Source organism: Actinomyces denticolens, from assembly GCF_002072185.1.
Classification (GTDB): Bacteria; Actinomycetota; Actinomycetes; order Actinomycetales; family Actinomycetaceae; genus Actinomyces; species Actinomyces denticolens.
In genome coordinates this window covers 20,119-45,338 of sequence record NZ_MVIW01000012.1, presented here as the reverse complement: position 1 = coordinate 45,338, position 25,220 = coordinate 20,119, and the positions used below count along the sequence as shown (strand labels likewise).

Sequence of the window (25,220 nt, the reverse complement as noted above, 5' to 3'; positions counted from 1 at the left end):
ACGCCGCGCTCGCGCTCGGCGGAAGGGAGCCGGCTGTCATGACGACGACAACCCTGGTCCATCGTCCTTCGAGCGGCGATTGCGACTGGTGGAGGGGCGCTCAGATCTATGAGATCAACGCCCCGGTGATCGGCGAGGTCGATCACGGCAGGGCGCTGGGCCTGCTCGACCATGTCCAGTCCCTCGGCTTCGACGGCATCCTCGTGCGCCCCAGCCTCTTCGGACCGGGGGACCCCGGCCTGGAGGACCTCCGCCGCTTCTCCGATGCCGCCCACAACCGCGGCCTGCGGGTCATCACCCGGCTCTCGGGCGCTCTCGGGCCGGTCACCGGTCGGCACGCGCGTGACGACAACCGGCTGACAGCCGGTCAGGAGGCCCTGGGCCCCGGGCTCATCGAGCGCGCGGAGGAGTTCATCGACGCCGGTGTTGACGGCATCGACCTGGGCGCGATCATCCCGCCCGAGGTCAGCGAGGAGACCGATCTCGACCTGCTGAGCCGGACATGCGCGGAGCTGCTCATGCTCGTGAGCTCCTCGACCCCTGATGGCATCCTCGGCGCGGACGTCACCGCGGAGTACGGGGACAGCCTGCGCCACCACTTGCAGAAGGACTGGTTCCATCACCTGCGCAATGACAGGCTCTTCCTCACGCGCTGGGACGCCGACTCGATCGCCCGGCACCTGAAGGCCTCATTGGAGGAGTACGAGCGCTTCGGCGCCCCACCCGCCTGGCGCGTCATGCCCCCGTACCGCTACCGTCCCGAGCTCGAGCCGAGCGACGACCGCCGCTGGTTCGTCACGGACCGCGCCACGCGCCTGCGCCGTGGGACGGCCCTCCAGACGCTCATGCTGGCGCTGCCCGGAGCGGTCTACCTCCGCCAGGGTGACGAGGTCGGCATCCTCGACGACGACAAGGACGACAGCCCGATGGCGCTCGTCGGCGAGGTCAACCGTCTCGCCGCCGAGCAGGGCGATCTGCTCGGCTCCCCGGTGGCGACCGTTCGCCACGCCTCCCACCTGCGGCGGGAGAGGCAGCTCCCCCACGCCCCCATGGCCTTCGTCTCGGGGATGGGGTGGTGCCCGGATGACGCCCTGTCGATCCTGATGCGGGACATGCTCGTGCTGACCAACACCACCAGCGCATCGATCAGTCTGCCGGAGCACGCCGAGGTGCTGCTGGCCTCGCATGAGCTCGCCCATGCTGATGGCCGCCTCGTGGTGCCGCCCACGACCACGGTGTGGTGCGTGGCCGACACCGTCGCCTGAGCGGCGCACATCTCCCACCACCGCGCACCGCCCCGACTTGAGGAAACCTGCAAACCTCCTGCGACCACGATCAATGTCATTGCACCTGACTTGCACCTTCGTTACATTTTTTACGCAAGGGGTTTCATCGCCCTTCACAGATTCGAAGGAGAATCACAGGTGCCGATCAATCGCAGGTCGTTCCTTCATATAACGGCTATCACCGCATCGCTGTCCGCCGCCGCCGCGTGCAGCAGTTCCTCCCCATCCCCCTCGAGCAGCTCGGGCGCCCCGGCGGCGGACGCCACCGTTGATCCCGCGGCTCCCGCCGCCGGGGACAAGGCCGATCTCGTCATCTGGGCGGACCAGAAGAAGGCCGAGTCCATCCGGGACAAGGCCGCCGCCTGGGGCCAGGCCCAGGGCATCACCGTCGCCGTGCAGATCGTGGCCAACGACCTCCAGACCAATTTCGTCACGGCGAACCAGGCCGGCAACGGCCCTGACATCGTCATCGGAGCGCATGACTGGATCGGCAACCTCGTCCAGAACGGCTCGATCGTCCCCGTCAACATCAGCGCGAAGGCCAAGGAGAACTACTCCGACGTCGCCCTGACCGCGGTCACCTACGACAGCCAGACCTACGCGGTGCCCTACGCCGTCGAATGCGTCGCGCTGTACGTCAACAAGGCGCTGACCTCCCACACGGCACCCCAGTCCATCGAGGAGATCGTCGAGGCCGGCAAGGCCGCCGGGACCAAGGCGGCCCTGGCCATCCAGGTCGGCGAGGCCGGCGACGCCTACCACTTGGAGCCGATCTTCACCGCCGGAGGCGGCTATATGTTCGGCAAGAACGCCGACGGCTCCTACAACGCCGATGACCTCGGCGTGGGTGGCGAGGGCTCGGTCAAGGCGGCGGAGAAGATCGCTTGGATGGGGCAGCAGGGCGCGCTCACCACCTCGATCGACAAGAACAACGCCATCTCGACCTTCACCGACGGTAACGCCCCCTATCTCCTCACCGGCCCCTGGGCGCTGGCGGATGTCAAGAAGGCGGGCATGGACTACGCCGTCGTCAAAGTACCCGGGTTCGAGAGCATCCCGGGATCGCAGGCGCGACCCTTCGCCGGTGTCAACTGCTTCTACGTCGCCTCCAACGGCGCGAACAAGGGCTTCGCCGAGTCATTCGTCATCGACGTCGCCAAGGACTCCTCCTTCGCCGAGGCGATGATGGTCTCCAACGAGCTGCCCCCGGCTCAGAAGGACCTCATCGAGAAGCTCAAGTCCACCAGCCCGGAGATGGCCGCGTTCAACGACTTCGCGGCCTCAGCCGATCCACTCCCCTCGATTCCCGCGATGGCCGCGGTCTGGGGCCCCTTGGGCAAAGCGCAGGCCAACATCATCAACGGCGCCGACCCCACGTCGACGATGACCAGCGCTGGTGAGGAGATCAAGAGGTCCATCCAGGGCTGACGCCCGCCTCCCTCCCAGCCCCCTTGCAGTCAGAACCCGAAAGGCCTCGACAATGCCGTCATCCCCCAAGCCCGCCGCACCGCGGGAGAGAACAACAACCCTGACCGGACTCATCGGTCGCATCACCGCCCTGGCGCTCATCGCCGCCGCCGCCGTCTACCTCATCCCCCTGCTCATCACCTTCAAGATGTGGCTGTGGCTGGCCATCGTCGTCGTGAGCGTGCTGGCGGCGTTCCTGCTCTACTCCACCAAGCGCTTCATCCCGGGCAAGTACCTCTTCCCCGGCACCTTCTTCCTCGCGATCTTCCTCATCGTGCCCATCATCCTGACGATCCAGACGTCCTTCACGAACTTCGGCGATGGATTCCGCGGCACGAAGGAGGAGGCGATCAGCACGATCACCAATAACTCCATCCAGCAGACCAAGGACTCCCCGCTCTACAACCTGTCCGTCGGTACGAAGGAGAGCGCGGCGGAGGGCCCCTTCGCCCTGTTCCTCGTCGACCCGGCCACCGGGAAGGCGCTGCGCGGCGCCGACGGCGAGACCGTGACGGAGGCCGGTTCCGATGTCACCGTCGAGGACGGCTTCGTCACCAAGGCCGACGGCTACACAATCCTGAGCGCGCAGCAGGTCAACGATGCCTACAAGAAGATCGAGGCCCTCAACGTGATGGCCAGCGGTGACACGGTCATCAAGGCCCAGGGCGTGCGCGCCGCCTTCGAGGGCACCCGCTCCATGGTCTACGACAAGGCCTCCGACACGATCACCGCCACCGTTCCCGATCCGAACACCGGCGCCCCGACGAGCGTGGTCTACTCGGTGCAGAAGGTCGGCAAGTCCGACTTCTTCGTCGCCGACGACGGCACCAAACTCGCCCAGTCCTGGAAGCAGAACGTGGGACTGGAGAACTACAAGCGCCTGTTCACGGACAGCTCCATCGGAAAACAGTTCTTCAAGGCCTTCCTGTGGACGGTGGTGTTCGCCTTCGGCTCGGTGCTGCTGAGCTTCCTGGTCGGCTTCTTCCTGGCCCTCACCCTCAACGACGACCGCGTGCGCGGCAAGAAGCTCTACCGCTCCTTCCTCCTGCTCCCCTACGCCGTGCCCGGCTTCATCTCACTGCTGGTGTGGTCGAACTTCTACAACAAGGACTTCGGCCTCATCAACCAGACCCTGCATCTGTCCATCCCGTGGTTCTCCGATCCCACGATGGCCAAGATCGCCATCCTGCTGACCAACACCTGGATGGGCTTCCCCTACATGTTCATCGTGTGCACGGGGGCGCTGCAGTCCATCGCCGGTGACGTCAAGGAGGCCGCGAAGATGGATGGCGCCAACGGATGGCAGACCACCACGCGTGTGACCGCGCCGCTCCTGCTGGTCGCCGTCGCGCCGCTGCTCGTGAGCTCCTTCGCCTTCAACTTCAACAACTTCAACGCCATCCAGCTGCTCACCGGCGGCGGCCCCTTCGGTGCCGATGAGTACACACGCGGCGGCACGGACATCCTCATCTCCATGATCTACCGCATCGCCTTCGGCGGCTCCGGCGCCGACTACGGATTCGCCTCCGCGGTCTCCGTCATCCTGTTCATCATCACAGGACTGCTCGCGGCCATCCAGTTCCGCGCCACCAAGGCGCTCGAAGACATCAACTGAGCGCGGAAGGACACGATCACCATGACTCAGAACCCCCACGGTGCCAGGGCGCTCGACGCCGATCAGATCGCCGCGCAGGTGGCCTTCCCCGACGATGAGCCGCCTGCCGCGCCCATTGAGAACAAGATGTCCTTCGGGCGCTGGTTCGCCGAGATCGGATGGCGGCACGTCGTCGGCATCCTCGCCCTCGTCTTCGCCGCCTTCCCGGTGCTGTACGTCATCTCGGCCTCATTCAATCCGCTGGGCACGGTCTCCTCGACCAAGCTCATCCCCACCGAGATCAGTCTGACCAACTACTCGCGCCTGCTCAGCAATGAGAAGGGCCCCTTCCTGCGCTGGTACGCCAACACGATCATCGTGTGCGCCGTCGTGGCCGCCTTCCAGATCTTCTTCTCGATGCTGGCCGCCTACGCCTTCTCCCGCTTCCGCTTCAGGGGCCGCCGCGGCGGCCTCCTCGCCCTCCTCCTCATCATGATGTTCCCGGCGATCCTCGCCATGATCGCCATCTACAACATGATCAGCGATATCGGCGAGGTCATCCCGGCCATCGGGCTCAATACCCTCACCGGCTACTCGCTGGCCCTCATGGGCGGGGCGCTCGGCCAGGTCTGGCTCATCAAGGGAACTTTCGACACGATCCCCCGGGAGCTCGATGAGGCGGCCCTCCTCGACGGCTGCACGCACTGGCAGGTCTTCCGTATCATCCTGCTGCCCACTCTCAAGCCGATCCTGGCCACCACCTTCCTACTCGCCTTCGTGGGGATCATCTCCGACTTCCTCCTCGGAACGATCTTCCTGACCGATGATTCCAAGAAGACGCTGGCGGTGGGCCTGTACGGCTTGCTCTCCGGCGACCGCTCCAACAACCTCGGCATGTTCGCCGCCGGCGCGGTGCTGACAATGCTGCCCGTGGTCGCGCTCTTCCAGTACTTGCAGAAGTACATCGTCGGCGGTGCCACCGCCGGCGCGGTCAAGGGCTGAGGCCCGTCACCCCCTGACTGCTCGTGGCCCCGCCCGCCGGGGCCACGAGCAGTCGTCATCGTCGCGGGTGCGTGGGATTGTGGGCATCCCGGGTCCAACGGGACGTAGAGTCATCCTAGAAACCGAGCATCGGCTCTGGCCGATCATCCATCCTCGAAAGGGAACCAGTGGCGCAGCGCATCACGCTGACGGACATCGCCGAGCAGGCCGGTGTCTCGACGGCGACCGTCTCCCGCGTGCTCAACGGCAAGTCGAACGTGGCCGACGAGACCCGGCGTCAGGTGCTGGCAGCCCTCGACGTCCTGGGATATGAGCGCCCCGAGTCCGTGGACAACCGCTCCCGCGGCCTCGTCGGCCTCATCGTCCCCGAGTTGAGCAACCCGATCTTCCCCCTCTTCGCCCAGGAGATCGAGCAGCTGCTCACCCCCAGCGGCCACACACCGGTGCTGTGCACCCAGACCCCCGGCGGGGTCAGCGAGGACGAGTACATCGAGATGCTCGTCGAGCGGGGCGTGTCCGGCATCGTCTTCGTCTCCGGGCGGCACGCGGACACGACGGGCAATGTCACCCGCTACCAGAAGCTGCGCACACGGGGCGTCCCCCTGGTGACGATCAACGGCAACGCCCCCATGATCAAGGCGCCAGGATTCACCACCGATGATCGGGCCGCGGCGGTGATGGCCGTGGAGCACCTGGCCAGCCTCGGGCACCGGCGGATCGGCTTCGCCACCGGCCCCACCCGCATGGTCCCCGCCGTGCGCAAGCGCACCGGGTACGAGGACGCCATGAGGGCCTGCTGCCCGGGCGAGGCGCTGCGGATCGCGGAGAGCCTGTACACCTATGAGGGAGGGGCGACGGCGGGCGCCGCCCTGGCCGAGCAGGGATGCACCGGCATCATCTGCGGATCGGACATGATGGCGCTGGGCGCCATCAAGGGGATCCGCTCCACCGGCCGCGCCGTCCCCACGGACATCTCCGTCATCGGCTACGACGACTCCCCCCTCCTGGCGATGACGCACCCGCCGCTGACGACGGTCCGCCAGCCCGTGGAGGCCATCTGCCGGGCGGCCGTGTCCACGCTGCTCGCGGCGATCAACGGCGAGAAGCCCGTCGACGCGGAGATGACCTTCATCCCCGACCTCATCGTGCGCGGCTCGACCGCGATGGCCCCGGGGATCGCCGCGCTGCGCTGAGGCGGCGCCGTCGGCCCTCCGCTCAGCGGGACCAGGTGCGCGCCAGTCGCTCCCCCAGGCCCTCCAGGCGCTGTGCGATCCCGGGAGCGCCGCCGTCGATCCACTGCCCGCCGCCCGCAGGGGTGAGCGCGTACTGCGAGACGATGCCCGCCCCGGCGAGCTCGCCCCGGGGAACGGCCGAGATCCCCGTGACGAGGACTGCGGGAAGCGCCAGCCGGGACGCCGCCGCGCCCACCACCTCGGGAACCGAGTCGGCCAGGATGTCATAGGCCTCCCCGACGGCGGTGACGACCAGGTCCGCCTCCTCTGCGGCGGCCTCGAGGCCCGTCAGCCCCGCCGCGACGCGGGCCCCCGGGAGCGCCCGGGCCCCGAGCGCCCGGAGGATGATCGCCGCCCCTCCCCCGGCGCCCGTCCCCCAGCCCGAGGGGCGCAGAGGCCCGTCCCGGTGCCCCTCCGCGCCCACCCCGGCGCCCGGCGCCTGGCCGATCAGGAGCGCCTTGGGGGCGGGATCGCCTCCGGCGAGGGCGGGCAGGAGCGCCGAGGCGCGGGAGCAGGCCCGGCGGTCGAGATCCTGGACCGCGGCCGGGGCGAGCCCGGTCAGGGCGATGAGGCCCTGTCCCGCCCCGTTCATCCCGCCCAGGGGGGCGGTGTCGGCCAGGGCGAGGACGACATCGCGCCCGGCGATCAAGGCGCGGGCCCCCTCGGGCCCGCCAAGGGCGTCGAGCAGCCCGGCGCCGCCGTCGTGCGCCGCGGTGCGCGCGAGCCCGACGACGAGCACGTCGCCCTCACGGGCACGCCCCAGCGCCTGGCGCATGGCCTCGCCGAGGCCCCGCGTACTGCCGTGCTCCGCCTCGCGGCCCGCCTCCCGGCGATCGGCGGGGATGGGGGCGATGCTCGCGGCGTCGAGGACCCATGTGGCGCCCGCGGCGCCTGCGCCCCCCGCGCCCGCTGCGCCCGCTGCGCGCGTGAGACGCACGAGGGCGGCCTGCCGCGCCTGGCCCAGCGGGCCCGGGACGTCGAGAACGGCGCGGTCCTCGACGGCGCCGGGCTGGATCGCGGTGGTGAGCCCGGGGCCGCCGTCGGGGATCGGCAGGAGCGCGAGGGCATCGTCCGGGCGGGCGCGCGACCATCCGCGGGCCAGGGCCTCGGCGACGGCGCGGGCGCCCAGCCCGAGCTCGGCGATGGGGGCGCCCCCGGGCTCGGGGCTCATCGCCCCCGGGGCCAGGAGGACCCTCATGCCTCGATGGCACCGCCCAGGCGCGCCAGGAGGAGGGCCTCGGAGACGACGATGCGCTCCAGGTCCCCCAGGTGCATCGACTCGTCCTCGCTGTGCGCGCGGGTGTCCGGGTCCTCGATGCCGGTCACCAGGACCTGGGCGCCCGGGAACGTGGACTGGAGGGTGGCGATGAAGGGGATGGAGCCGCCCTGACCGATGTCGACGGCCTCGGCTCCGAATCCGGTCGTCAGGGCCCAGTGGGCGGCACGGCCGGCGGGCGTGTCCGAGGAGCCGTGGAACGCGGGGCCGGCCTCGCGCCCGGTGACGGTCAGGCGCGCCCCGAAGGGCACATGGGACGCCAGGTGGGAGGTGAGCGCCTCGATCGCCGACTCGGGGTCCTGCCCGGGGGCGATGCGCATGGAGATCCGGGCGGTGCAGGAGGGGGCGAGCACGTTGCCGGAGCGCTCCAGGGGCGTGACGTCCATGCCGATGACGGTGATGGTCGGCTTGGTCCACAGTCGGGCGGTGAGATCCCCCGTGCCGATGAGCTCGACGCCGGGCAGCACGCCGGCGTCGGCGCGGAAGTCCTCCTCGGCGTACTCGGGGAAGTCGGGGGCGGCGGCGGGCTCGCTCACCAGGCCGGGGACGGCGACGTCGCCCGCGTCGTCGTGGAGGGTGGCCACGAGCCGGCACATGGTGGTCACGGCGTCGAGGACGGGGCCGCCGTACTGCCCGGAGTGCAGGGCGTGATCGAGCACGTCGATGCGGGCGTCGACCTGGACGACGCCCCGCAGCGAGGTGGTGAGCGCCGGGACCCCGACCCTCCAGTTCGAGGAGTCGGCCACGATGATGACATCGGCGTCGAGGCGGTCGCGGTGGGCGGCGAGGAAGGCCTCGAAGGACGGCGAGCCGACCTCCTCCTCTCCCTCGATGTACACGGTGACGGAGCAGGGCAGCTGCCCGCCGCCGAGCTCGCGCAGGATCCGCAGGGCGTGGGGGTGCGTGACGACGCCGGCGCCGTCGTCCGAGGTCCCTCGCCCGAAGAGGCGCTCGCCCCGCTGCTCGGCAATGAAGGGGTCGGCCTGCTGCCAGGCGGAGGGGTCGCCCACGGGCTGGACGTCGTGGTGGGAGTAGATGAGCACGTGCGGGGAGCCGGCGGGGCCATCGGCGTGGGCGAGGACCGCGGGACGTCCGGGCGTGCCGTCGGGGCAGTCCACGCTGGTCACCTCGGCCTCCAGTCCGGCGTTGCGCAGGAGGCCGGCCACGTGCTCGGCGGAGCGGAGCACCTCGGCCTGGTCGTGGCTGGCCGCCGAGACCGAGGGAATGGCCACGAGATCGGTCAGGTCGGAGACGATAGTGGGGAAGGCATCGCGCACCGCGGCGCGGATCGAGTCGACGGTGATCATGGTTTGCAGGGTATCGCGGATGAGCCGCTACCCTGAGCCGGTGAAGCTCTTCAAGAAGAACGAGGCTCCCGCGCCCGCGCCCGAGACGACGCCGTCCAAGGCCGGGGGGAAGGGCCGCCCCACCCCCAAACGCAGGGACGCCCAGGCCAGGCGCCTGCACCCGGTGGTGCCCACGGATCGAAAGGCCGCTAAGCGCGAGGCCCGGGCGAGGCGGGACGAGGCATGGGAGCGCCAGCGCCTGGCGATGGAGACCGGGGATGAGCGCTACCTCCCCGCGCGGGACAAGGGGCCGGTCAAGCGCTATGTCCGCGACTACATCGACGCCCGCTTCTCCGTGGGCGAATTCTTCATCCCAGTGGCCTTCGCCGTTCTCATCCTGGGCCTTTTCGGGCAGTCGATGCCGCAACTGATGCTGTGGCTCATGGTCGGCCTGTACGCGCTGACCCTCGTCATGATCCTCGACGTCATCGCCTGCTGGCTCATCCTGCGCCGCCGTCTCGACGCCAAGTTCGGACGCGAGACGTGGTCGTCCCAGGGCCGGATCTTCTGGTACATCATGGCCCGCTGCGTCAGCATGCGCCGCATGCGCCAGCCCAGGCCGCAGGTGGCCCGTCGCCAGTACCCCGACTGACGCGCCACCCGGATTCGCTGCCGGCGCGCAAGCCCTTCCGCCGCTGCGCGGCCCGGGCTAGTGTCGACACATGGTCACTTACCGGCACCTGGGCTCATCCGGGCTGAAGATCACCGAGATCACCTACGGCAACTGGCTCACCCACGGCTCGCAGGTCGAGGCGGACACCGCGATCGACTGCGTCCATACCGCACTGGACCTGGGGATAACGAGCTTCGACACCGCCGATGTCTACGCCAACACCGCCGCCGAGGAGGTCCTCGGGCGCGCCCTGGCCGGGCAGCGCCGGGAGTCCCTGGAGATCTTCACGAAGGTCTACTGGCCCATCGGCCCGAAGGGCCCCAATGACGTGGGGCTGTCCCGCAAGCACATCATGGAGGGCATCAACGGCTCGTTGAGGCGCCTCGGGCTGGACTACGTCGACCTCTACCAGGCGCACCGCTACGACTACGAGACCCCGCTGGAGGAGACGATGCAGGCCTTCGCGGACGTGGTCCGCGCGGGCAAGGCCCTCTACATCGGGGTCTCGGAGTGGACGGCCGAGCAGATCCGCGTCGGCCAGGAGCTGGCCACTCAGATGGGCTTCCGCCTGGTGTCCAACCAGCCCCAGTACTCCGCTCTGTGGCGGGTCATCGAGGGCGAGGTCATCCCCGCCTCCACCGAGCTGGGGCTCGGGCAGATCGTCTTCTCCCCCATGGCTCAGGGAATCCTCTCCGGCAAGTACCTGCCGGGCGCCGAGCCGCCCGCGGGCTCGCGCGCCACCGATGGCAAGGGCGGCAAGGACATGATCGCGAGGTGGATGCGCCCCGAGGTTCTCACCGCTGTCCAGGGACTGCGGGGCGTGGCCGAGGAGGCGGGCCTGACCATGCCCCAGCTCGCCATCGCCTGGGTCCTGCAGAACCCCGCCATCTCGGCGGCCATCGTGGGAGCCTCGCGCCCCGAGCAACTGAGGGACACGGTGAAGGCCTCCGGCATCGTGCTGGACGAGGCGGTGATGAGGGCGATCGACGCCGCCCTCGGTGATGTCGTCATGCGCGATCCGGCCCGGACCCGCACCGTCTCCCCCAACCCGCGCCCGGCCTGATCGGGCCCGGCGGCGCTGCGGGCCTCAGCGCACCGGGCGGCGGGACTGGGAGACGGCCAGGGCGCGGTTGATACGGCCGGGCCAGGCCGGGCCGTTGTAGATGAAGGCCGAGTAGGCCTGGAGGAGGTCGGCGCCGGCCTCGAGCATCAGCTCGGCGTCCATGATCGAGGAGATGCCGCCGACGCCGATGATCGTGGGCCCCTCCCCCAGGCGCGCGCGCAGGCGGCGCACGACCTCCAGGGCCCGGGGCAGCAGCGGCGAGCCGGACAGGCCGCCCTCGCCCAGATCATGGGCGATGGTGGTGTTGGTGGCCACCACGCCGTCGAGTGCCAGTTCGCGGACGAGGTCGGCGACGGCGTCGATGTCCTCGTCGGCCAGGTCCGGGGCGATCTTGACCAGGAGCGGCACGTGCCGGCGCGCGGCGGCGTCCCCCGCCTCGCGCACGGCGACGAGGATCGGCCTGAGGGATTCCGCGCTCTGCAAGCTGCGCAGGCCGGGGGTGTTGGGGCTGGAGACGTTGACGACGAGGTAGTCGGCCCAGCGGGCCACCCGGGAGGCGGAATAGCGGTAGTCCTCGACCGCGTCCTCGAGTGCGGTGGCCTTGGTCTTGCCGATGTTGGCGCCCACGACGATCGAGCGGCCCCGCGGCGTCGAGCGCAGGGCCCGCAGGCGGCGGGCGGCCTCGTCGGCGCCCTCGTTGTTGAAGCCCATGCGGTTGCGGATCGCCCGCATCTCGGGGTGGCGCCACATGCGGGGCTTGTCGTTGCCGGGCTGGGCGTGAGCGGTGAACGTGCCGACCTCAATGAAGCCGAAGCCGAGCATGTCCAGGCCCTCGACGGCCCCGCCCTCCTTGTCCATGCCCGCGGCCAGGCCCATGATCCCGGGAACCGGGCGGGCGAAGGGACCGCCCTGGGAGGCGCTGGGCACGGGCAGGCTCGGGCGGCGCCCCCACATCTGGCGCACGACGTCGCGCACGATGGGAACGCGCCCGGTGACCTCGATCGCGTCCATGCAGATGTCGTGGATGACCTCGGGATCGATTCGCGTCAGCACGGTCTTGTACAGCAGGTCGTAGAGCACGTGGCCAGCCTACCCGTGCTCTACCGGTACTCTGGTGCCGTCCCGCGCCGGAGGACCAGTCGTCCGGCTCCCGCACCGCATCGGAGGAACCGTGTCCTTCAACTCTGGCATCGAGCTCGACCCCGACCGGGTCTCGACGCGATCGACGGGGCGCCGCGGCGCCGCCATCGGCGGCGGGTCCGTGGTGGCGGTCATCGCCGTCATGCTGCTCTCCCAACTCACCGGCGTGGACCTGACCGGCCTGGTGAGCCAGGACGGCGGCGGGGGCGCCGCGCAGACGGGCTCATCATCCTCGATCGACACCTCGATGTGCACCACCGGCGAGGCCGCGAACACGCATACGCAGTGCCGCATGGTGGCCACCGCCGAGTCCCTGGACGCGGTGTGGGGCGAGCAACTGCCCGCCCAGGACGGGCGCGCCTATGCCAAGCCGGACTTCGTCCTGTGGGACGGCAGCCAGGTCTCCACCGCCTGCGGGTCCGCCAGCAGCGCCGTCGGCCCCTTCTACTGCCCCGGCGACTCCACCGTCTACCTCGACATGTCCTTCTTCTCCGACATGGAGTCCCAGCTCGGCGCCAATGACACGCCCCTGGCCGAGGAGTACATCGTCGCCCACGAGTTCGGTCACCACATCCAGAACCTCCAGGGGACGATGAGCAAGACCGACCGCTCCGGCACCGGCGCCGACTCCGACTCCGTGCGCACCGAGCTCCAGGCGGACTGCTACGCCGGCACCTGGGTCCACTACGCCTCCACGACCAACGACCCCGAGACCGGCAGGCCCTTCCTCAACACGCCCAGCGACGAGGAGATCCAGACCGCCCTCGACGCCGCCTCCGCCGTGGGCGACGATCACATCCAGCAGCGGTCCGGGGCCGGCGTCAACTCGGACTCCTGGACGCACGGGTCGTCGGAGTCCCGCGTGCGCTGGTTCAAGACCGGCCTGGAGCAGGGCGACCTCAGTGCCTGCGACACCTTCGCCGTCGACGCCTCCCAGCTCTGAGGCCCCTCGGGGCAAGGCTGCGGATCCCGGGCGGCGGGGCGCAGCCGCGCTGACCGCGACCGCGCTCAGCGCTCCCAGTGCTTGATGACGCGGCTCAGCAGCACGCCGAAGGTCATTCCCGTCGCAGCGAGGTAGGGGCCGAAGTGCTGGCGCACGAGGTTGCCCAGCGGCTTCTCCGCGATGACGATGAAAGCGGTGGACGCCGCCATGCGCGCCGCCCGCTCCCCCGTCGCGTGGACGGCGACCCGCCCGAGGGGCAGCCGGCGCCGCCCCGACTCGGCGGCGAAGAGCTTGACGGGGATGCCGGTCAGCGCCTGCATCCAATAGCCCCTCGGCCCTCGATCCAAGTAGCGGGCGGTGGCCCTGCGCATGGCGGGCCGTGTCCACGGAGCGGGCAGGCGCGCCCCGTGCGCGGCGAGGACGTGGCCCAGGAGCACTCCGCTGACTGATCCGGCGACGACGGCGGCGCCCCGCCGCCACAGCAGGCCGGGCTGGGTGATGCCGAGCCAGACCTGGCTCATCTCCGCCATGACGGGGAAGGAGAGAGCCTCGGCCATCCCCCACGCGAACATGACGGCATCCCCGCGAGCCCCGCTCATCGCCTGCGCGGCGATGGTGTGGATGTCGGAGACCGGGTAGGGTCGGCGTGGCTCGCTCAGGAGGCCCGTGATCTGAGCTCGGGCCTCCTCGCTCACGGCCACGACGTCGTCGCTCGGGAGTATCGGCTCGCCGACTCGCACCTCGACGGGCGAATAGCGGGGCACGCCGCCCTTCTTCGGCATGAGCTCACGCGAGCCCACGAGCGCGACGGGGAGCACGGGAATGCCGAAGTCCCTGGCCAGGCGGGCCGCGCCGGAGTGGAAGCGGCCGAGCTCGCCGTCGACGCTGCGCGTGCCCTCGGGGAAGATGAGAACGCTCATGGATTCGGCGACGCGGTCCTCCAGGACGCCGCGCAGCTCCTCGTAGGCGCCCTCGCCGGAGCGGCTGACGGGGTAGGCGCCGAGCAGGCCGCGGGCCACCAGCCGACGCGAGCGCTTGACGAACCAGTAGTCCTGAGCGGCCACTGTCACCACCCGCATCATGGTCGGCGAGGCGCTCATGAGGGCGATCGTGTCCGCGTGGGAGCCGTGGTTGGCGACGACGACGTAGGGGCCGGTGGAATCGAACTCGCCCTCGACGCGCACCCCGCCGAAGGGCGCGATGACGGCGGACCAGAACTTCTGACGGGCGACGGCCCGCCAGGTGACCTTCGCCGGGGTGCGCACCACCGAGCGCAGGCGGGAGCCGGCCCTGCCGATCTCGGAGGCGCCCGGCAGGGTGGAGAGGGATGATGGCAGTGGCATGGGGGCTCCTTCTGGTGATCGGTCTGTTGGGATGCTCGCCGCGTCGGTCAGGCGAGCACTGCGGCCAGGGGGAGGACGAGGAGAAGGGAGTCGACGCGGTCGAGCAGGCCCCCGAAGCCGGGGAGCCAGGCACCGGCGTCCTTGACGCCGGCGGTGCGCTTGATGAGGGACTCCAGGAGGTCGCCGAGCACACCGCCCACGCCGATGGCGACGACCGCCCCCGGGCTCAGCGCGCCCAGGAGGGCCAGGACGATCACCGTGCCGGTGAGCGCACCCGCCAGCCCGCCGACGGTCTTGTTCGGGGACAGGGGCGACAGCGGGCGGCGCGCCCAGGCGAAGCGGCGCAGGCCCATCCCACCGCACCAGGCGGCGACGTCGGCTGCCGCCGCGGCGAAGGCGATGAGGAAGGCGTCGTGCCACAGGACCACCAGGTGGGCCAGGGACCAGCAGATCCACACGGAGGCGAAGCCCGTGATGCTCGCCCGTCGCAGCCCATCGGCGCTGTCCCCCTGAAGAACTGCGGGCAGGGCGCATACGAGCACCATCACTGGGGCGAGCGCGAGGAGGCCGGGACTGAGCCATGCGGACAGCGGGTAGGCCACCGCCAGCAGGAGCAGCAGGAGGGTCTCCGCCCCGGGCAGCCGCGCCAGACGGGAGAGCTCGCGGGTGGCCTGCACGGCCAGGGCCGCGGCGAGCAGCGCCGTCGTGCCCCTCCCCGCCCAGATCGGCAGCCCGACGACGGGAACGATGACCGCCCAGGTCATCCACCGCTTGCGCAACTCGGCCCTGTGGGATAGCGCGACCGCCGCGCCGCTGAGCGCCAGTACAGCGAGGGTGACGCAGGCCAGCAGCACGGCCCTGCCCGTCAGGGTCAGCCCGATCCCCGGGACGGTGACGGACCAGGAGCGATCGCCGCCGAGTATCCAATCGGCCCCGCCCAATGCGCGGGCGGGGATGGGTCCTGCTGGGAGGAGCAGTAGTCCGGGCATGGGGTCCTCACTCCGCGGGGCCGACGCCCAGCGGGCTCCCGCCCCTCGGCTGGGAGCCGGGTGCGGGCAGCAGGCTGTGGGCGCGCGCCAATCGAACCCCGGCGGTGACGAACGAGCCGACGATGAGCAGCCACGCCACGGGCGCCAACCATGAGGTCACGGCGGAGGCCACGACGGCGATGAGGCATCTCTCGGTCTTCCCCAACGGCCCGCCGTTGAGCCTCGGGGCGCCCGCGCCCGCGGCGGAGAGGCTGATGAAAGTGGGCAGAGTGGCCGCGAGCGCCGCGACGAGCAGGAGGACGATGGTCGCGTGCGAGGCCCCGCTCCGGGCCCCCAGGACGACGAGCCCCGCCATCATGAGCAGGTCGGAGGTGCGGTCGCCGATCTCGTTGAGGACGAAACCGAAGGGGCGGGACACGCCCCGGGCCCGGGCGACGGCGCCGTCGAGGTTGGCCCCGCCCAGCCGCGCGGCCAGCAGGGGGAAGGCGAGGGGCCACCAGCCCATGGCGATCGCACCGGCGCCGAGGGCTCCGGCGATCACGCCGGCAAGTGTCCACGCGTCGGGGCTGATGCCGCGCCTCACCGACGCGTTGATGAGGAAGGTGAGTCTCCGGGTGTACCAGTGCTTGAGACCGTAGAGGGAGGGCATGACTCGAGGCTAGCAAGCCGGCGCCGCGAGATCGTGGAAAACGCCTGACCACCGATGGGGAGCGCTGCACACGGGCGATCAGGGGCGCTGAGCTCAGGGGAGCGCTGCGCGAACGGCCCCCCTCGGCGCCGGGCCGACCCGCGCCACTCCGCTCCCCCGGCCCTCCCCGGTGACGGTTGCGACTCTTAGGGTGGTGCCATGAGCGACTCTCGCCCCACTGATCTGCCCGATCCGGCCAACGTGGTCCTCAAGGGGGTCCGGGAGGGGCCGGCGCCCGACGACGGCGCGCGCGTCCTCGTGGACCGCCTGTGGCCCCGGGGCGTCTCCAAGGAGCGCGCGGCGCTGGACGAATGGGCCAAGGACGCTGCGCCGTCGACCGGGCTGCGCCGGGCCTTCCACTCCGGGGGCCTGCCCTGGCCGGAGTTCGTGGAGGCCTACCGGGCCGAGCTGACCGATGGGACGGCCGCTCGGGGCGCCGTGGCGCATCTGCGCGCGTTGGCGCTGCGGGGGCGGCTGACACTGCTCTTCGCGGGTCATGACCAGGCGCGGACGCACGCACGCGTCCTGCGCGAGGCGGTCGTCGGGGCGCCCGACCCGGAGCTGCCGTAGCCGGGCGCGATACTGGGTCGGCCTCGAGCCGGCCCAGTATCGCGCCCTGCACCGGGCCCGGTCCGGGGCGGAGCGGATTGGGGCAGGGCCGCGCGCCCGCGACGCCGCTGCCGTCGCCCTGCCAGACTGGGCGCATGCGAGTCGCGGAGATCGCCCGGCTGACGGGCACCACGGTGCGCGCGGTGCGCCACTACCACTCCCTCGGGCTGCTGCCGGTTCCCGCCGAGCGCGGTGGCCGGCGGGACCACGACCTGAGCCACGTGGCGCGCCTGTCGCGCATCCGCTGGCTGGTGCGGGCCGGGGTGCCGCTGAGCGCCGTCGCCCGTGTGCTCGACGGCGCGGAGGACGGCGGCCCCGGGGCCGATCACGCGCCGCCTGACGCCGTCGGCGCCGACGATGATCCGGTGAGCCGCGATCTCGCCGCCGCCCTGGCCTCCGTGGAGGCCCATTTGGAGGAGGTCGCCGCTCAGCGCGACATGCTCGCCGCACTGCTGGAGCGCTCTCGTGAGGGGATGTCGGTGAGCCCGATGCCCCCGCGCATGGCCGCGTTCTTCGATCGCATGGAGGAGGCCGCCCCGGATGAGCGGACCCGGGCCGCTGTGAGGGCGGATCGCGACGCCGTCGACCTGGCCTGTTACCGGGGGCAGATGCCCGCGGAGGCGGAGCTTCTCTTCCCCGACCCGGACGCCGATGATGACGCCGCCACCCTGGCGGACTACGGGAGGGCCGGCGAGGGGCTGGACGAGGAGGAGGCCGAGGCGATGGCCGCAGAGATGGTCAGCCGCCTCATGCGACGCGCGGGGCCCGAGCGCCTGCGCGCCCTGGCCCGGTCTGCGGACCGGGAGGCCATCCGCGCGGTCTTCCAGCTCTTCGCCTCCTTCGAGCAGTTGGGCTCCGCCTACGCCCGTGCCCTGGAGCGCAGGCTGTTGGAGGCGATCGACGACTGGTCGAGGGCCTGAATCCCGATCTGCAGGCAATGCGCCGCGGAAGCGCCGGTGAGGGTGTGAAGCACTTGCGTGCGACGCGGCGTCGCACCTGACGCTGGGGGGCATGAGCGCATCCGATTCCCCCGCCATCGAGGTCACGGGCCTGGTGAAGGCCTTCGGGCGACGCAGGGCGCTGGACGGGCTCGACCTGACGGTCCCTGCGGGCCGGATCCACGGGTTCCTGGGTCCCAACGGGGCGGGCAAGTCCACGACGATCCGCGTACTGCTCGGCATGTACCGGCGCGACGCCGGCAGTGCGCGCGTACTCGGCCTCGATCCCGCGCGAGACGCGGAGGCGATCACCGGGAGAAGCGCCTACGTGCCCGGCGACGTCGCCCTGTGGCCGACCCTGACCGGCGGCCAGGCGCTCGACGCCCTGGCGGGCCTGCGCGGCGCCCGGGACCAGCGCCGCGAGGCCGAGCTCATCGAGGCCTTCCGGCTCGACCCCTCGCAACCCATACGCTCCTACTCCAAGGGGAACCGTCAGAAGGTCATGCTCGTCGCCGCCCTGGCGGCACCCTGCGAGCTCCTCATCCTCGACGAGCCGACCTCCGGGCTCGATCCCCTCCAATCGGAGGTCTTCGTCGAGGCGGTGCACGACGCCGCCGACCAGGGACGGACCGTCCTCATGTCGAGCCACATCATGGCGGAGGTGGATCGGCTGTGCGACGCGGTGACGATCATCAAGGACGGCCGCGCCGTCGAATCCGGATCCATGTCCGAGCTGCGCCACCTGAGATCGTCGCGCATCACCTGCCGCCTGCCTCGGGGGAGCCGCGTAGGCCCGATCGCGGGGGAAGCGCCTCTTGGAGGGGCCCCGATCGCCTCCTCCGGCCACTTTCCCGACGGCTCCTCCCCTGCGCAAGAGGCCCCGTCCTCGCCCGGTCCCGACGCCGAGGGGCGCTTCACCGTGTCGGTGCCCGCCGATCGGGTGCCGGGGCTTCTCAGCGCTCTGATCGATGCCGACGCGCGGGAGATCACCTGCGCGCCGGTCTCACTCGACGAGGTCTTCCTCGAGCACTACCAGGCGGATGCCCGATGAGCCCGCGCCGCCATGGTGGGACGTGCGCATGGAGCGCCCACGTCCGGCTGCGCCTGCGCACCGAGCGCGCCTGGCTCGTCACCCTGCCCTCAGTGGTCCTGGTGCTCACCGCGCTCCTGTGCCCCAGTTACGGCACCACCTACAGCAGCGAGGCCGCCATGGCGAGAGCGGTGGCGTCCGCCCGCACCAACGACACCATGCTCCTACTGTATGGAAACCTCGCCCATGGCGCCGATCCTGTCCAGATCGCCGTGTGGGAGCTGGGAGCGATGACCTGCCTGGGGATCAGTGTCGTCGTCGTGCTTCACACGGCGGCCGTCACGCGGGGCGAGGAGGACCGGGGCCGCGTTGAGCTCCTGCACGCCGCATCTGTGGGGCCGACGCGGCGGGTCCTGGGGCAGGCCCTCACGCTCGCCCTGCTCAGCGCGCTCATCGGGGTCGGCGCGGGCACGGGACTGCTCGCTCTCGACGGCGCCGTCTTGGCCGACGCCCGCGCCTATGGGACGGCAGTGGGCATGACGTGCCTGCTGCTCGCCGCGCTCACCCATCTCGCCGCGCAGATCGCCGCCGACGCCCCGGGCGCCCGTGGGCTGGGGCTGGTCGTCCTAGCGGCGGCCTACCTGGCCTACGGACTCTCCTGCTCCCGGGAGCTGGGGTGGGCGGACCCGGTCGGCGACCTCTCCCCCTTCCGGCTTCGCCAGACGCTCTCGCCGGGCGGGCACAACGCCTGGCTGCCCGCGCTATGGGGAGGCTGCGCGTGGATGCTCCTCGTCACCATCACCATCCTGACCTCCCGGCGGAGGGACCTGGGCCAGGGACTCGTCCTCATGCGCTCGCCGCGCGCGGGCAGCCCTTTGGGCGTCGGCGGGCCTGCGCCTCTCGCGCTGCGGCTCTCACGGGGAGGCATCACCGCGTGGGCGCTCGCGCTGTCGGCGGCCGTCTGGCTCCTCATCGACATGGGTGGGGCGCTCGTGGCTCGCGCTCAGGAGGGGGCGTTCGGCCCCGACAGCGGCATGGGGGCGATTCTCGGCAGTGGTGACGATGCCGGCAGGGCCTTCCTGGAATACGTCGGCTCCCTCATCGGCGCGCTCGCCGCCCTCCATGCGGTATCGCTGGCCAATCGCGCGGGGGCCGACGAGCTGGTGGGGCGCACGGAGGTGCTGGCCTCGACCGGTGTTCGGCCTGCCCGACTCCTGCTCGCCTGGTGGTGCGCCGCCGCAGCCGGATCAGGGCTCGTCCTGTGCTGCGCCACCGTGTCGGCGGCCAGCGCCGGGAGCGGCGCGCTGGGAACCGGCACCCGTGATGCGATCCGCCTGGTGGCCGGGCAGTGGCCCGCGGCGATCGCCGCAGCGTCGGTCGCCTCCGCCATCTGCGCGATCCTGCCCCGTCGGCGCGGCATCGCCTGGTTGGCGCCGCCGATCTGCGTGGGCCTCATCCAGTTCGGCGCCACACTCGATGTTCCGGAGCGCGTCCGCGATGCCAATCCTCTGGCGCAGGCCGGCCGGCCCGGCTCGTGGTGGTTGCTCGGCGCATCCGCGGCGATGGTCGGAATCGCCGTCGTGCGCATGAGGCGCCGTGACCTCGTGCTGGCGTCCTCATCCCGTTCACGCCGCCACCATCCCCATGACATCGACCACCCATTGCGCTTCACCGAGAGGAAGATCAACCATGCGCGCTGTCATCGTCGTCGAATCCTGCTTCGGCGCCACGCGGGCCGCAGCTGAAGAGATCGCGCGGGGCCTGCGCGACTCGGGCGTGAGCACCGCCGTCCTGGCCCCTCGGGAGGCCACAGCCGAGAAGATCGGCCGCGCGGGGCTCCTCGTGCTCGGCGCGCCGACGCACAACCGGGGGCTGCCGACCATCAAATCCCGCGCCACCGCCGTCGAGCGCGGCGTCGGGGCGGAGGAGCCGGGCCTGCGGGAATGGCTCGCAGGCGCCTGCCTCCCGCCCGGCACGCGGATAGCGGCCTTCGACACGGTGACCGGTCTCGGCTGGATCAACGGCTCGGCCGCCAAGCAGATCACCAGGCTCTCGCGCCGCCGAAGCGCCGCCGTCCGCAGTTTCCTCGTGGCGGGTGGAAGCAACGGGGCGCTGGCCGACGGCCAGGTCGAGGAGGCGAGGGCCTGGGGCGCCGAACTGGTCTGCGATGGGAATCACCGTTCCGGTGAATCAACGACCGCCGTGCCCGGGTGAACCGGTCTCGGTGCCGTTTTCAACCGGTCTCGATGACAGTATCGACCGGTCTCGGTGCTATGGATCAGACGTTGAAGCCGAGGGCGCGCAACTGCTCGCGGCCCTCGGGGGTGATCTTGTCCGGGCCCCACGGCGGCAGCCACACCCACTGGATGCGCACCTTATCGGCGATGAGGGCGAGGGCCTGCTGGGCCTGCTCCTCGATGACGTCGGTGAGCGGGCAGGCGGCGGTCGTCAGAGTCATGTCGAGGACGACCGTCCCGTCGGGGTCGAAGGAGACGCCGTAGAGGAGGCCCAGGTCGACGACGTTGATCCCGAGCTCGGGGTCGATGACGTCGCGCAGCGCCTCCTCGATGGCGGCGACATCCACGCCGGCCGGGACGGGGGCGGGAGAGTGCTGGGCGGCCATCGGGTTCACGGCGGTGGCCTCGGCAGTGGTCGGGTGGTCGGTCATGATCCCTCCTGGGAGGTGTCCGGGGTCGTGTGGGTCGGCGCGGGACGCGTTCTTCGCGCGGCCCGCTCGGTGCCGCGAGTCAGTCCTCGACGGCGGGCAGGGCGATCCCTGCCTGGGCGAGCGCGTCCTTGAGGGCCATCCAGCCCAGGAGCGCGCATTTGACGCGGTTGGGGTACTTCGAGACTCCCTCCAGGGCGGCGGCGTCCTCGAGGTCGTCGAGGATCGCGCCGTCGACGCCCCGCCCGCGCGAGTGCATGAGCTCATCGAAGTCGCGGGAGAGCCTGGCGATGGTCGTCAGATCAGCGCCATCGATGAGATCGTGCATGATCGAGATCGATGCCTGGGAGATCGAGCAGCCCTCGCCCTTCCAGCCCACCGCCACCAGTCGCCCATCCTCGACCCTCAGCCCCAGGTCCACCTCATCCCCGCAGGTGGGGTTCACCTGGTGGCTGAGGCCGGCGGGATCGGCGGGCAGGCCCTCGCCGTGCCGCTCGCGGGAGTGGTCGAGGATGACCTGCTGGTAGAGCTGGTCGAGTTCGTTCATCGCCGTCACCTCCGAAAATAGGACTGGACACCGGCCACGGCCTCGAGGAAGCGGTCGATCTCCTCGATGGTGGTCGTCAGGCCGAAGGACACGCGCGAGGAGGCGTGGATGCCGAAATGCGCGTGGATCGGCTGGGCGCAGTGGTGGCCGGTGCGCACGGCGACACCGGCGGCGTCGAGCACCTGGCCCACGTCGTGCGGATGGACCCCCTCGATGGTGAAGGCGATGACGCCGAGGCGGTCGGCGTCATCGTCGGGCCCGATGATCCGCAGGCCGGGGACGCGCCTCATGCCGTTCAGCGCGTGGGCGGTGAGCCCGGCCTCACGGGCGCGCAGGCGGTCCATGCCCAGGAGCCCGAGATAGTCGACGGCGGCATGCCAGCCCGCGGCCTGGGCGAGAGGCTGGCTGCCGGCCTCGAAGCGCGCCGGGGGCGGCATGTAGGTGGAGGACTCCATGGTGACGACCTCGATCATGGACCCGCCGGTGAGGACCGGCGGCATCGCGTCGAGGAGCTCCTCGGTGGCCACGAGCGCGCCCACGCCGGTGGGACCGCACATCTTGTGACTGGACAGCGCCATTGCGTCGACGCCGGCCGCAGCCAGCGCGGCGAAGTCGAGAGGCATATGCGGCGCGGTCTGGCAGGTGTCGAGCACGATCACCGGCTCTCGGTCCCCGGCGCGGCCGACTGCCCGGGCAGCGGCGAGGATGGGGTCCAGGGGCGCCATGGCGCCGGTGACATTAGAGGCGTGGCCGAGGGCGAGGACTCGCGTGCGCCCGGTGATGACATCGAGGGCGGCCGGGTCGATGCGGCCGACGTCGTCGAGGTCGAGCCAGCGCAGGGTGGCGCCGGTGCGGGCGGCGAGCTCCTGCCAGGGAACGAGGTTGGCGTGGTGCTCGGCCCGGGTGACGACGATCTCGTCCCCGGGGCCGAGGGCGAGTCGGCGCGCGGGGTCGGCCTCAGGGGCCGCACCGGGCCCCCCGGCGGCCGGGCGGGCGAGACTGGCGTGCCCGATGGCCAGGGCCACGAGATTGATCGCCTCGGTGGCGTTCTTCGTGAAGACGAGCTGGCCGGCCCGGGCTCCCACGAAGGCGGCGATCGCCTCGCGGGCATCCTCCAGGGAGGCGGTGGCCTCATCGGCGAGCTGGTAGGTGGAGCGCCCGGCCGCGCCGTTGCTCATCCTGTAGAACACGGATTCGGCGTCCAGCACGCACCGCGGCTTCTGCGCGGTGGCGGCCCAGTCGAGGTAGGCGAGCTCGCGCCCATTGCGCGCGGGGCGCTCCAGGTAGGGGAAGTCCTTGCGGGCGCGGGCCACCTCCACCGCGCTCAGCGGCTCGGCGGCGGGGGACTCGGTCGGTGCGGGGGCGCTCATGGTCGGCTCACTTGAGGTAGCGGTCGTAGCCCTCTTCCTCGAGCCGGTCGGCCAGGTCGGGGCCGCCCTGCTCGGCCACGCGGCCGTCGACGAACACGTGGACGAAGTCGGGCTTGATGTAGCGCAGGATCCGCGTGTAGTGCGTGATGAGGAGGAATCCGGCGTCGGAGGTCTCGTGCAGGCGGTTGACGCCCTCGGAGACGATGCGCAGCGCGTCGACGTCGAGGCCGGAGTCGGTCTCGTCCAGGACGGCGAACCGCGGCCCCAGCAGCTCCATCTGGAGGATCTCGAAGCGCTTCTTCTCACCCCCGGAGAAGCCGGCGTTGACGTCGCGCTGGTTGAAGGAGGGGTCCATGCGCAGGCGCTCCATGGCGGAGCCGACCTCCCCGACCCATTGGCGCACCTTGGGGGCATGGCCGTCGATCGCGGTCTTGGCGGTGCGCAGGAAGTTGGCCACGGACACGCCCGGGACCTCCACGGGGTACTGCATGGCCAGGAAGAGGCCTGCGCGGGCGCGCTCGTCCACGCTCAGGGACAGCAGGTCCTCGCCGTCGAGGAGGACCTGGCCGTCGGTGACCTCGTAGTCGGGGTGGCCCGCGATGGAGTAGGCCAGGGTGGACTTGCCCGAGCCGTTGGGACCCATGATCGCGTGGATCTCGTCGGAGGCGATCGTCAGGTCGACGCCCTTGAGGATGGGCTTGGGGCCGTCGTTGGTGGAGACCTGGACGTGGAGGTTGGTGATCTCGAGGGTGCTCATGAGTTTGTTCTGCTGCCTTCTTATGCCTGATGGACGTGCGGCTTGCTCGGGGTTGTTCGGGGACGGGCGCTCACGGCTGCTCGCCGACTGGGGCGCCGGGGCCCGCCGAGATGAGGCCGGTGAGCTCGAGCTCGTGCTCGATGGCGGTCATGAGGCGCTCCTCGACCTCGGGCACGCCGATCTCGGAGACGATCTCGTTGAAGAAGCCCAGCACCACGAGCCGGCGCGCCTCGCGCTCGGGGATGCCGCGGGCGCGCAGGTAGAACAGCTGGACGTCGTCGAAGCGGCCGGTTGCCGAGGCGTGGCCCGCGCCCTCGATGTTGCCGTTCTCGATCTCCAGGTTGGGAATCGAGTCGGCCTTGGCGCCCGGGGTGAGCACGAGGTTGCGGTTGAGCTCGTAAGTGTCGGTGCCGCGCGCCCCGGCCCCGATGAGGCAGTCCCCCACCCACACGGCGTGGGCGCCGTCGCCCTGGAGGGCGCCCTTGTAGGTGACACGGGAGTAGCAGTGCGGCTCGGTGTGGGCCACGTAAGGGCGGTGCTCCTGATGCTGGCCGGCGTCGGTGAAGTAGACGCCGTAGGCGTCGATGCGCCCGCCCTCGCCGCTGAAACCGAGGTCGGGGGCGATGCGCGTGTCCCCGCCCAGCGAGACGACGACGTGCTTGAGCGCGCCGCGCCCCTCGACGCGCGCTCGGTGGTTAGAGGCGTGGACGGCGGCGTCATCCCATCCCTGGACGGTGACGACGGTGAGCTCCGCGCCGTCGGCGACGACGATCTCCACCGTCTGGGTCAGGGCGGCGGTGCCGGTGTGATCGAGGATGACGGTGCCGGCCGAGCCGGGCTCGGCGGTGATGAGCAGGTGCTGGGCGCTGGGGTCGGCCAGCTCAGCGTCATCGCCCCGGATCGCCACTCGCGCGGCGCGCTCGAGGCGGGCGCCCGCACTCAGTGTGATGGCGGTGGCGGTGGAGAAGGCCGCCCAGGCGACGACGCCGGTGCGGTCAACGGGCTCGCCGACCCCGCCGAGGCGCGGGTCGTCCCGGTCGAGCTCCTCGACGACGACGCCGTCGGGGGCGTCGACGCTGGCGGCCACGACCCCGGTGCGGGTCCCGGCGGCGACGGCGTCGAGATCGAACAGGGGGGCGAAGCGCTTGATCGGGGTGAAGCGCCACTCCTCCTCGCGCCCTCCGGGCACGGGAATGTCCGCGGGGTCGAAGGAGGTGGGGCGGTCGGCCCGGGAGGCCACGTAGCGGGGCTGCGGGGCGCCGCCGTGGCTGTGGGGGCCCTGGGCGGTGGCGCGCGAGTGGTCGGTGCGCAAGTCGGTCATG

At 71.2% G+C, this 25,220-nt stretch carries 24 protein-coding genes; 13 read left to right on the top strand and 11 right to left on the bottom strand.

Features of this window, described 5'->3' with window-relative positions; translation table 11 throughout:
* Positions 1 to 38 precede the first annotated feature (38 nt).
* The 5 genes from B1H55_RS04945 to B1H55_RS04925 all read left to right on the top strand — a co-directional run bounded on the left by B1H55_RS04945 (position 39) and on the right by B1H55_RS04925 (position 6,542).
* The gene (locus B1H55_RS04945; protein WP_167370565.1) at positions 39 to 1,265 is read left to right on the top strand and encodes an alpha-amylase family protein; all 1,227 of its coding nucleotides are present in this window, start codon (positions 39 to 41) and stop codon (positions 1,263 to 1,265) included.
* Between the two features lie 159 nt (positions 1,266 to 1,424).
* Complete coding sequence (locus B1H55_RS04940; protein WP_080461614.1) at positions 1,425 to 2,714, top strand: sugar ABC transporter substrate-binding protein; 1,290 nt, start codon at positions 1,425 to 1,427, stop codon at positions 2,712 to 2,714.
* Between the two features lie 52 nt (positions 2,715 to 2,766).
* Positions 2,767 to 4,368, top strand: a complete 1,602-nt coding sequence (locus B1H55_RS04935; protein WP_073453420.1) for an ABC transporter permease subunit — start codon at positions 2,767 to 2,769, stop codon at positions 4,366 to 4,368.
* Positions 4,369 to 4,389: 21 nt separating this feature from the next.
* Positions 4,390 to 5,349: a sugar ABC transporter permease gene (locus tag B1H55_RS04930; RefSeq protein WP_231952542.1), complete on the top strand. Its 960-nt coding sequence runs from the start codon at positions 4,390 to 4,392 to the stop codon at positions 5,347 to 5,349.
* A 167-nt stretch (positions 5,350 to 5,516) separates the two neighbouring features.
* Positions 5,517 to 6,542, top strand: a complete 1,026-nt coding sequence (locus B1H55_RS04925; RefSeq protein ID WP_077241019.1) for a LacI family DNA-binding transcriptional regulator — start codon at positions 5,517 to 5,519, stop codon at positions 6,540 to 6,542.
* Between the two features lie 22 nt (positions 6,543 to 6,564).
* Here the strand turns inward: B1H55_RS04925 and B1H55_RS04920 are convergent, their stop codons facing one another.
* Together B1H55_RS04920 and B1H55_RS04915 are read right to left on the bottom strand one after the other, a co-directional pair.
* A complete protein-coding gene (locus B1H55_RS04920; RefSeq protein WP_077241018.1) occupies positions 6,565 to 7,779 on the bottom strand; it encodes a glycerate kinase in 1,215 nt (404 codons plus the stop codon).
* Positions 7,776 to 9,164 (bottom strand): dipeptidase, encoded by a 1,389-nt coding sequence (locus B1H55_RS04915; protein WP_077241017.1) that lies wholly within the window; start codon positions 9,162 to 9,164, stop codon positions 7,776 to 7,778. Before B1H55_RS04915 ends, B1H55_RS04920 begins: the two co-directional genes overlap by 4 nt.
* Positions 9,165 to 9,183: 19 nt before the next feature.
* On the opposite strand from B1H55_RS04915, the gene B1H55_RS04910 reads away from it, so the two are divergent.
* Both B1H55_RS04910 and B1H55_RS04905 read left to right on the top strand, forming a co-directional pair.
* Entirely contained in the window at positions 9,184 to 9,795 is a 612-nt protein-coding gene (locus tag B1H55_RS04910; protein WP_077241016.1) for a DUF3043 domain-containing protein, read from the top strand.
* Positions 9,796 to 9,865: 70 nt separating this feature from the next.
* Positions 9,866 to 10,879 (top strand): aldo/keto reductase family protein, encoded by a 1,014-nt coding sequence (locus B1H55_RS04905; RefSeq protein ID WP_077241015.1) that lies wholly within the window; start codon positions 9,866 to 9,868, stop codon positions 10,877 to 10,879.
* A 24-nt stretch (positions 10,880 to 10,903) separates the two neighbouring features.
* On the opposite strand, the gene B1H55_RS04900 is transcribed toward B1H55_RS04905, so the two are convergent.
* Positions 10,904 to 11,959, bottom strand: coding sequence for a quinone-dependent dihydroorotate dehydrogenase (locus B1H55_RS04900; RefSeq protein ID WP_077241014.1), 1,056 nt, complete (start codon positions 11,957 to 11,959; stop codon positions 10,904 to 10,906).
* Positions 11,960 to 12,050: 91 nt separating this feature from the next.
* Between B1H55_RS04900 and ypfJ the strand changes: the two genes are divergently transcribed.
* Positions 12,051 to 12,962 (top strand): KPN_02809 family neutral zinc metallopeptidase, encoded by a 912-nt coding sequence (ypfJ, locus tag B1H55_RS04895; protein ID WP_077241013.1) that lies wholly within the window; start codon positions 12,051 to 12,053, stop codon positions 12,960 to 12,962.
* 65 nt (positions 12,963 to 13,027) lie between these two features.
* On the opposite strand, the gene B1H55_RS04890 is transcribed toward ypfJ, so the two are convergent.
* From B1H55_RS04890 to B1H55_RS04880, 3 genes are read right to left on the bottom strand one after another with little or no spacing between them, the layout of a single operon-like run.
* Positions 13,028 to 14,305, bottom strand: a complete 1,278-nt coding sequence (locus B1H55_RS04890) for a lysophospholipid acyltransferase family protein (RefSeq protein ID WP_073453437.1) — start codon at positions 14,303 to 14,305, stop codon at positions 13,028 to 13,030.
* Between the two features lie 47 nt (positions 14,306 to 14,352).
* A complete protein-coding gene (locus tag B1H55_RS04885) occupies positions 14,353 to 15,294 on the bottom strand; it encodes a phosphatidate cytidylyltransferase (RefSeq protein ID WP_077241012.1) in 942 nt (313 codons plus the stop codon).
* Between the two features lie 7 nt (positions 15,295 to 15,301).
* The gene (locus B1H55_RS04880; protein ID WP_077241011.1) at positions 15,302 to 15,943 is read right to left on the bottom strand and encodes a CDP-alcohol phosphatidyltransferase family protein; all 642 of its coding nucleotides are present in this window, start codon (positions 15,941 to 15,943) and stop codon (positions 15,302 to 15,304) included.
* A gap of 198 nt (positions 15,944 to 16,141) precedes the next feature.
* Between B1H55_RS04880 and B1H55_RS04875 the strand changes: the two genes are divergently transcribed.
* The 5 genes from B1H55_RS04875 to B1H55_RS04855 all read left to right on the top strand — a co-directional run bounded on the left by B1H55_RS04875 (position 16,142) and on the right by B1H55_RS04855 (position 20,773).
* On the top strand, positions 16,142 to 16,552 hold the full coding sequence (locus B1H55_RS04875; RefSeq protein WP_172575542.1) for a DUF488 domain-containing protein: 411 nt from the start codon (positions 16,142 to 16,144) through the stop codon (positions 16,550 to 16,552).
* 134 nt (positions 16,553 to 16,686) lie between these two features.
* The gene (locus B1H55_RS04870; RefSeq protein WP_077241010.1) at positions 16,687 to 17,511 is read left to right on the top strand and encodes a MerR family transcriptional regulator; all 825 of its coding nucleotides are present in this window, start codon (positions 16,687 to 16,689) and stop codon (positions 17,509 to 17,511) included.
* A 91-nt stretch (positions 17,512 to 17,602) separates the two neighbouring features.
* Positions 17,603 to 18,580, top strand: a complete 978-nt coding sequence (locus B1H55_RS04865) for an ABC transporter ATP-binding protein (RefSeq protein ID WP_073453446.1) — start codon at positions 17,603 to 17,605, stop codon at positions 18,578 to 18,580.
* Complete coding sequence (locus B1H55_RS04860; RefSeq protein ID WP_077241009.1) at positions 18,577 to 20,304, top strand: hypothetical protein; 1,728 nt, start codon at positions 18,577 to 18,579, stop codon at positions 20,302 to 20,304. Before B1H55_RS04865 ends, B1H55_RS04860 begins: the two co-directional genes overlap by 4 nt.
* Entirely contained in the window at positions 20,249 to 20,773 is a 525-nt protein-coding gene (locus tag B1H55_RS04855) for a flavodoxin family protein (RefSeq protein WP_077241008.1), read from the top strand. The genes B1H55_RS04860 and B1H55_RS04855 overlap by 56 nt, the downstream gene beginning before the upstream one ends.
* A 64-nt stretch (positions 20,774 to 20,837) precedes the next feature.
* Here the strand turns inward: B1H55_RS04855 and B1H55_RS04850 are convergent, their stop codons facing one another.
* The 5 genes from B1H55_RS04850 to sufD all read right to left on the bottom strand — a co-directional run bounded on the left by B1H55_RS04850 (position 20,838) and on the right by sufD (position 25,219).
* Positions 20,838 to 21,227 (bottom strand): metal-sulfur cluster assembly factor, encoded by a 390-nt coding sequence (locus B1H55_RS04850; protein WP_077241007.1) that lies wholly within the window; start codon positions 21,225 to 21,227, stop codon positions 20,838 to 20,840.
* Positions 21,228 to 21,306: 79 nt separating this feature from the next.
* Entirely contained in the window at positions 21,307 to 21,771 is a 465-nt protein-coding gene (sufU, locus tag B1H55_RS04845) for a Fe-S cluster assembly sulfur transfer protein SufU (protein WP_077241006.1), read from the bottom strand.
* 5 nt (positions 21,772 to 21,776) lie between these two features.
* Entirely contained in the window at positions 21,777 to 23,141 is a 1,365-nt protein-coding gene (locus B1H55_RS04840; RefSeq protein ID WP_077241005.1) for an aminotransferase class V-fold PLP-dependent enzyme, read from the bottom strand.
* Between the two features lie 7 nt (positions 23,142 to 23,148).
* Positions 23,149 to 23,898, bottom strand: a complete 750-nt coding sequence (gene sufC, locus B1H55_RS04835) for a Fe-S cluster assembly ATPase SufC (protein WP_077241004.1) — start codon at positions 23,896 to 23,898, stop codon at positions 23,149 to 23,151.
* 70 nt (positions 23,899 to 23,968) lie between these two features.
* Entirely contained in the window at positions 23,969 to 25,219 is a 1,251-nt protein-coding gene (gene sufD / locus B1H55_RS04830) for a Fe-S cluster assembly protein SufD (protein ID WP_077241003.1), read from the bottom strand.
* Position 25,220: the final 1 nt, after the last annotated feature.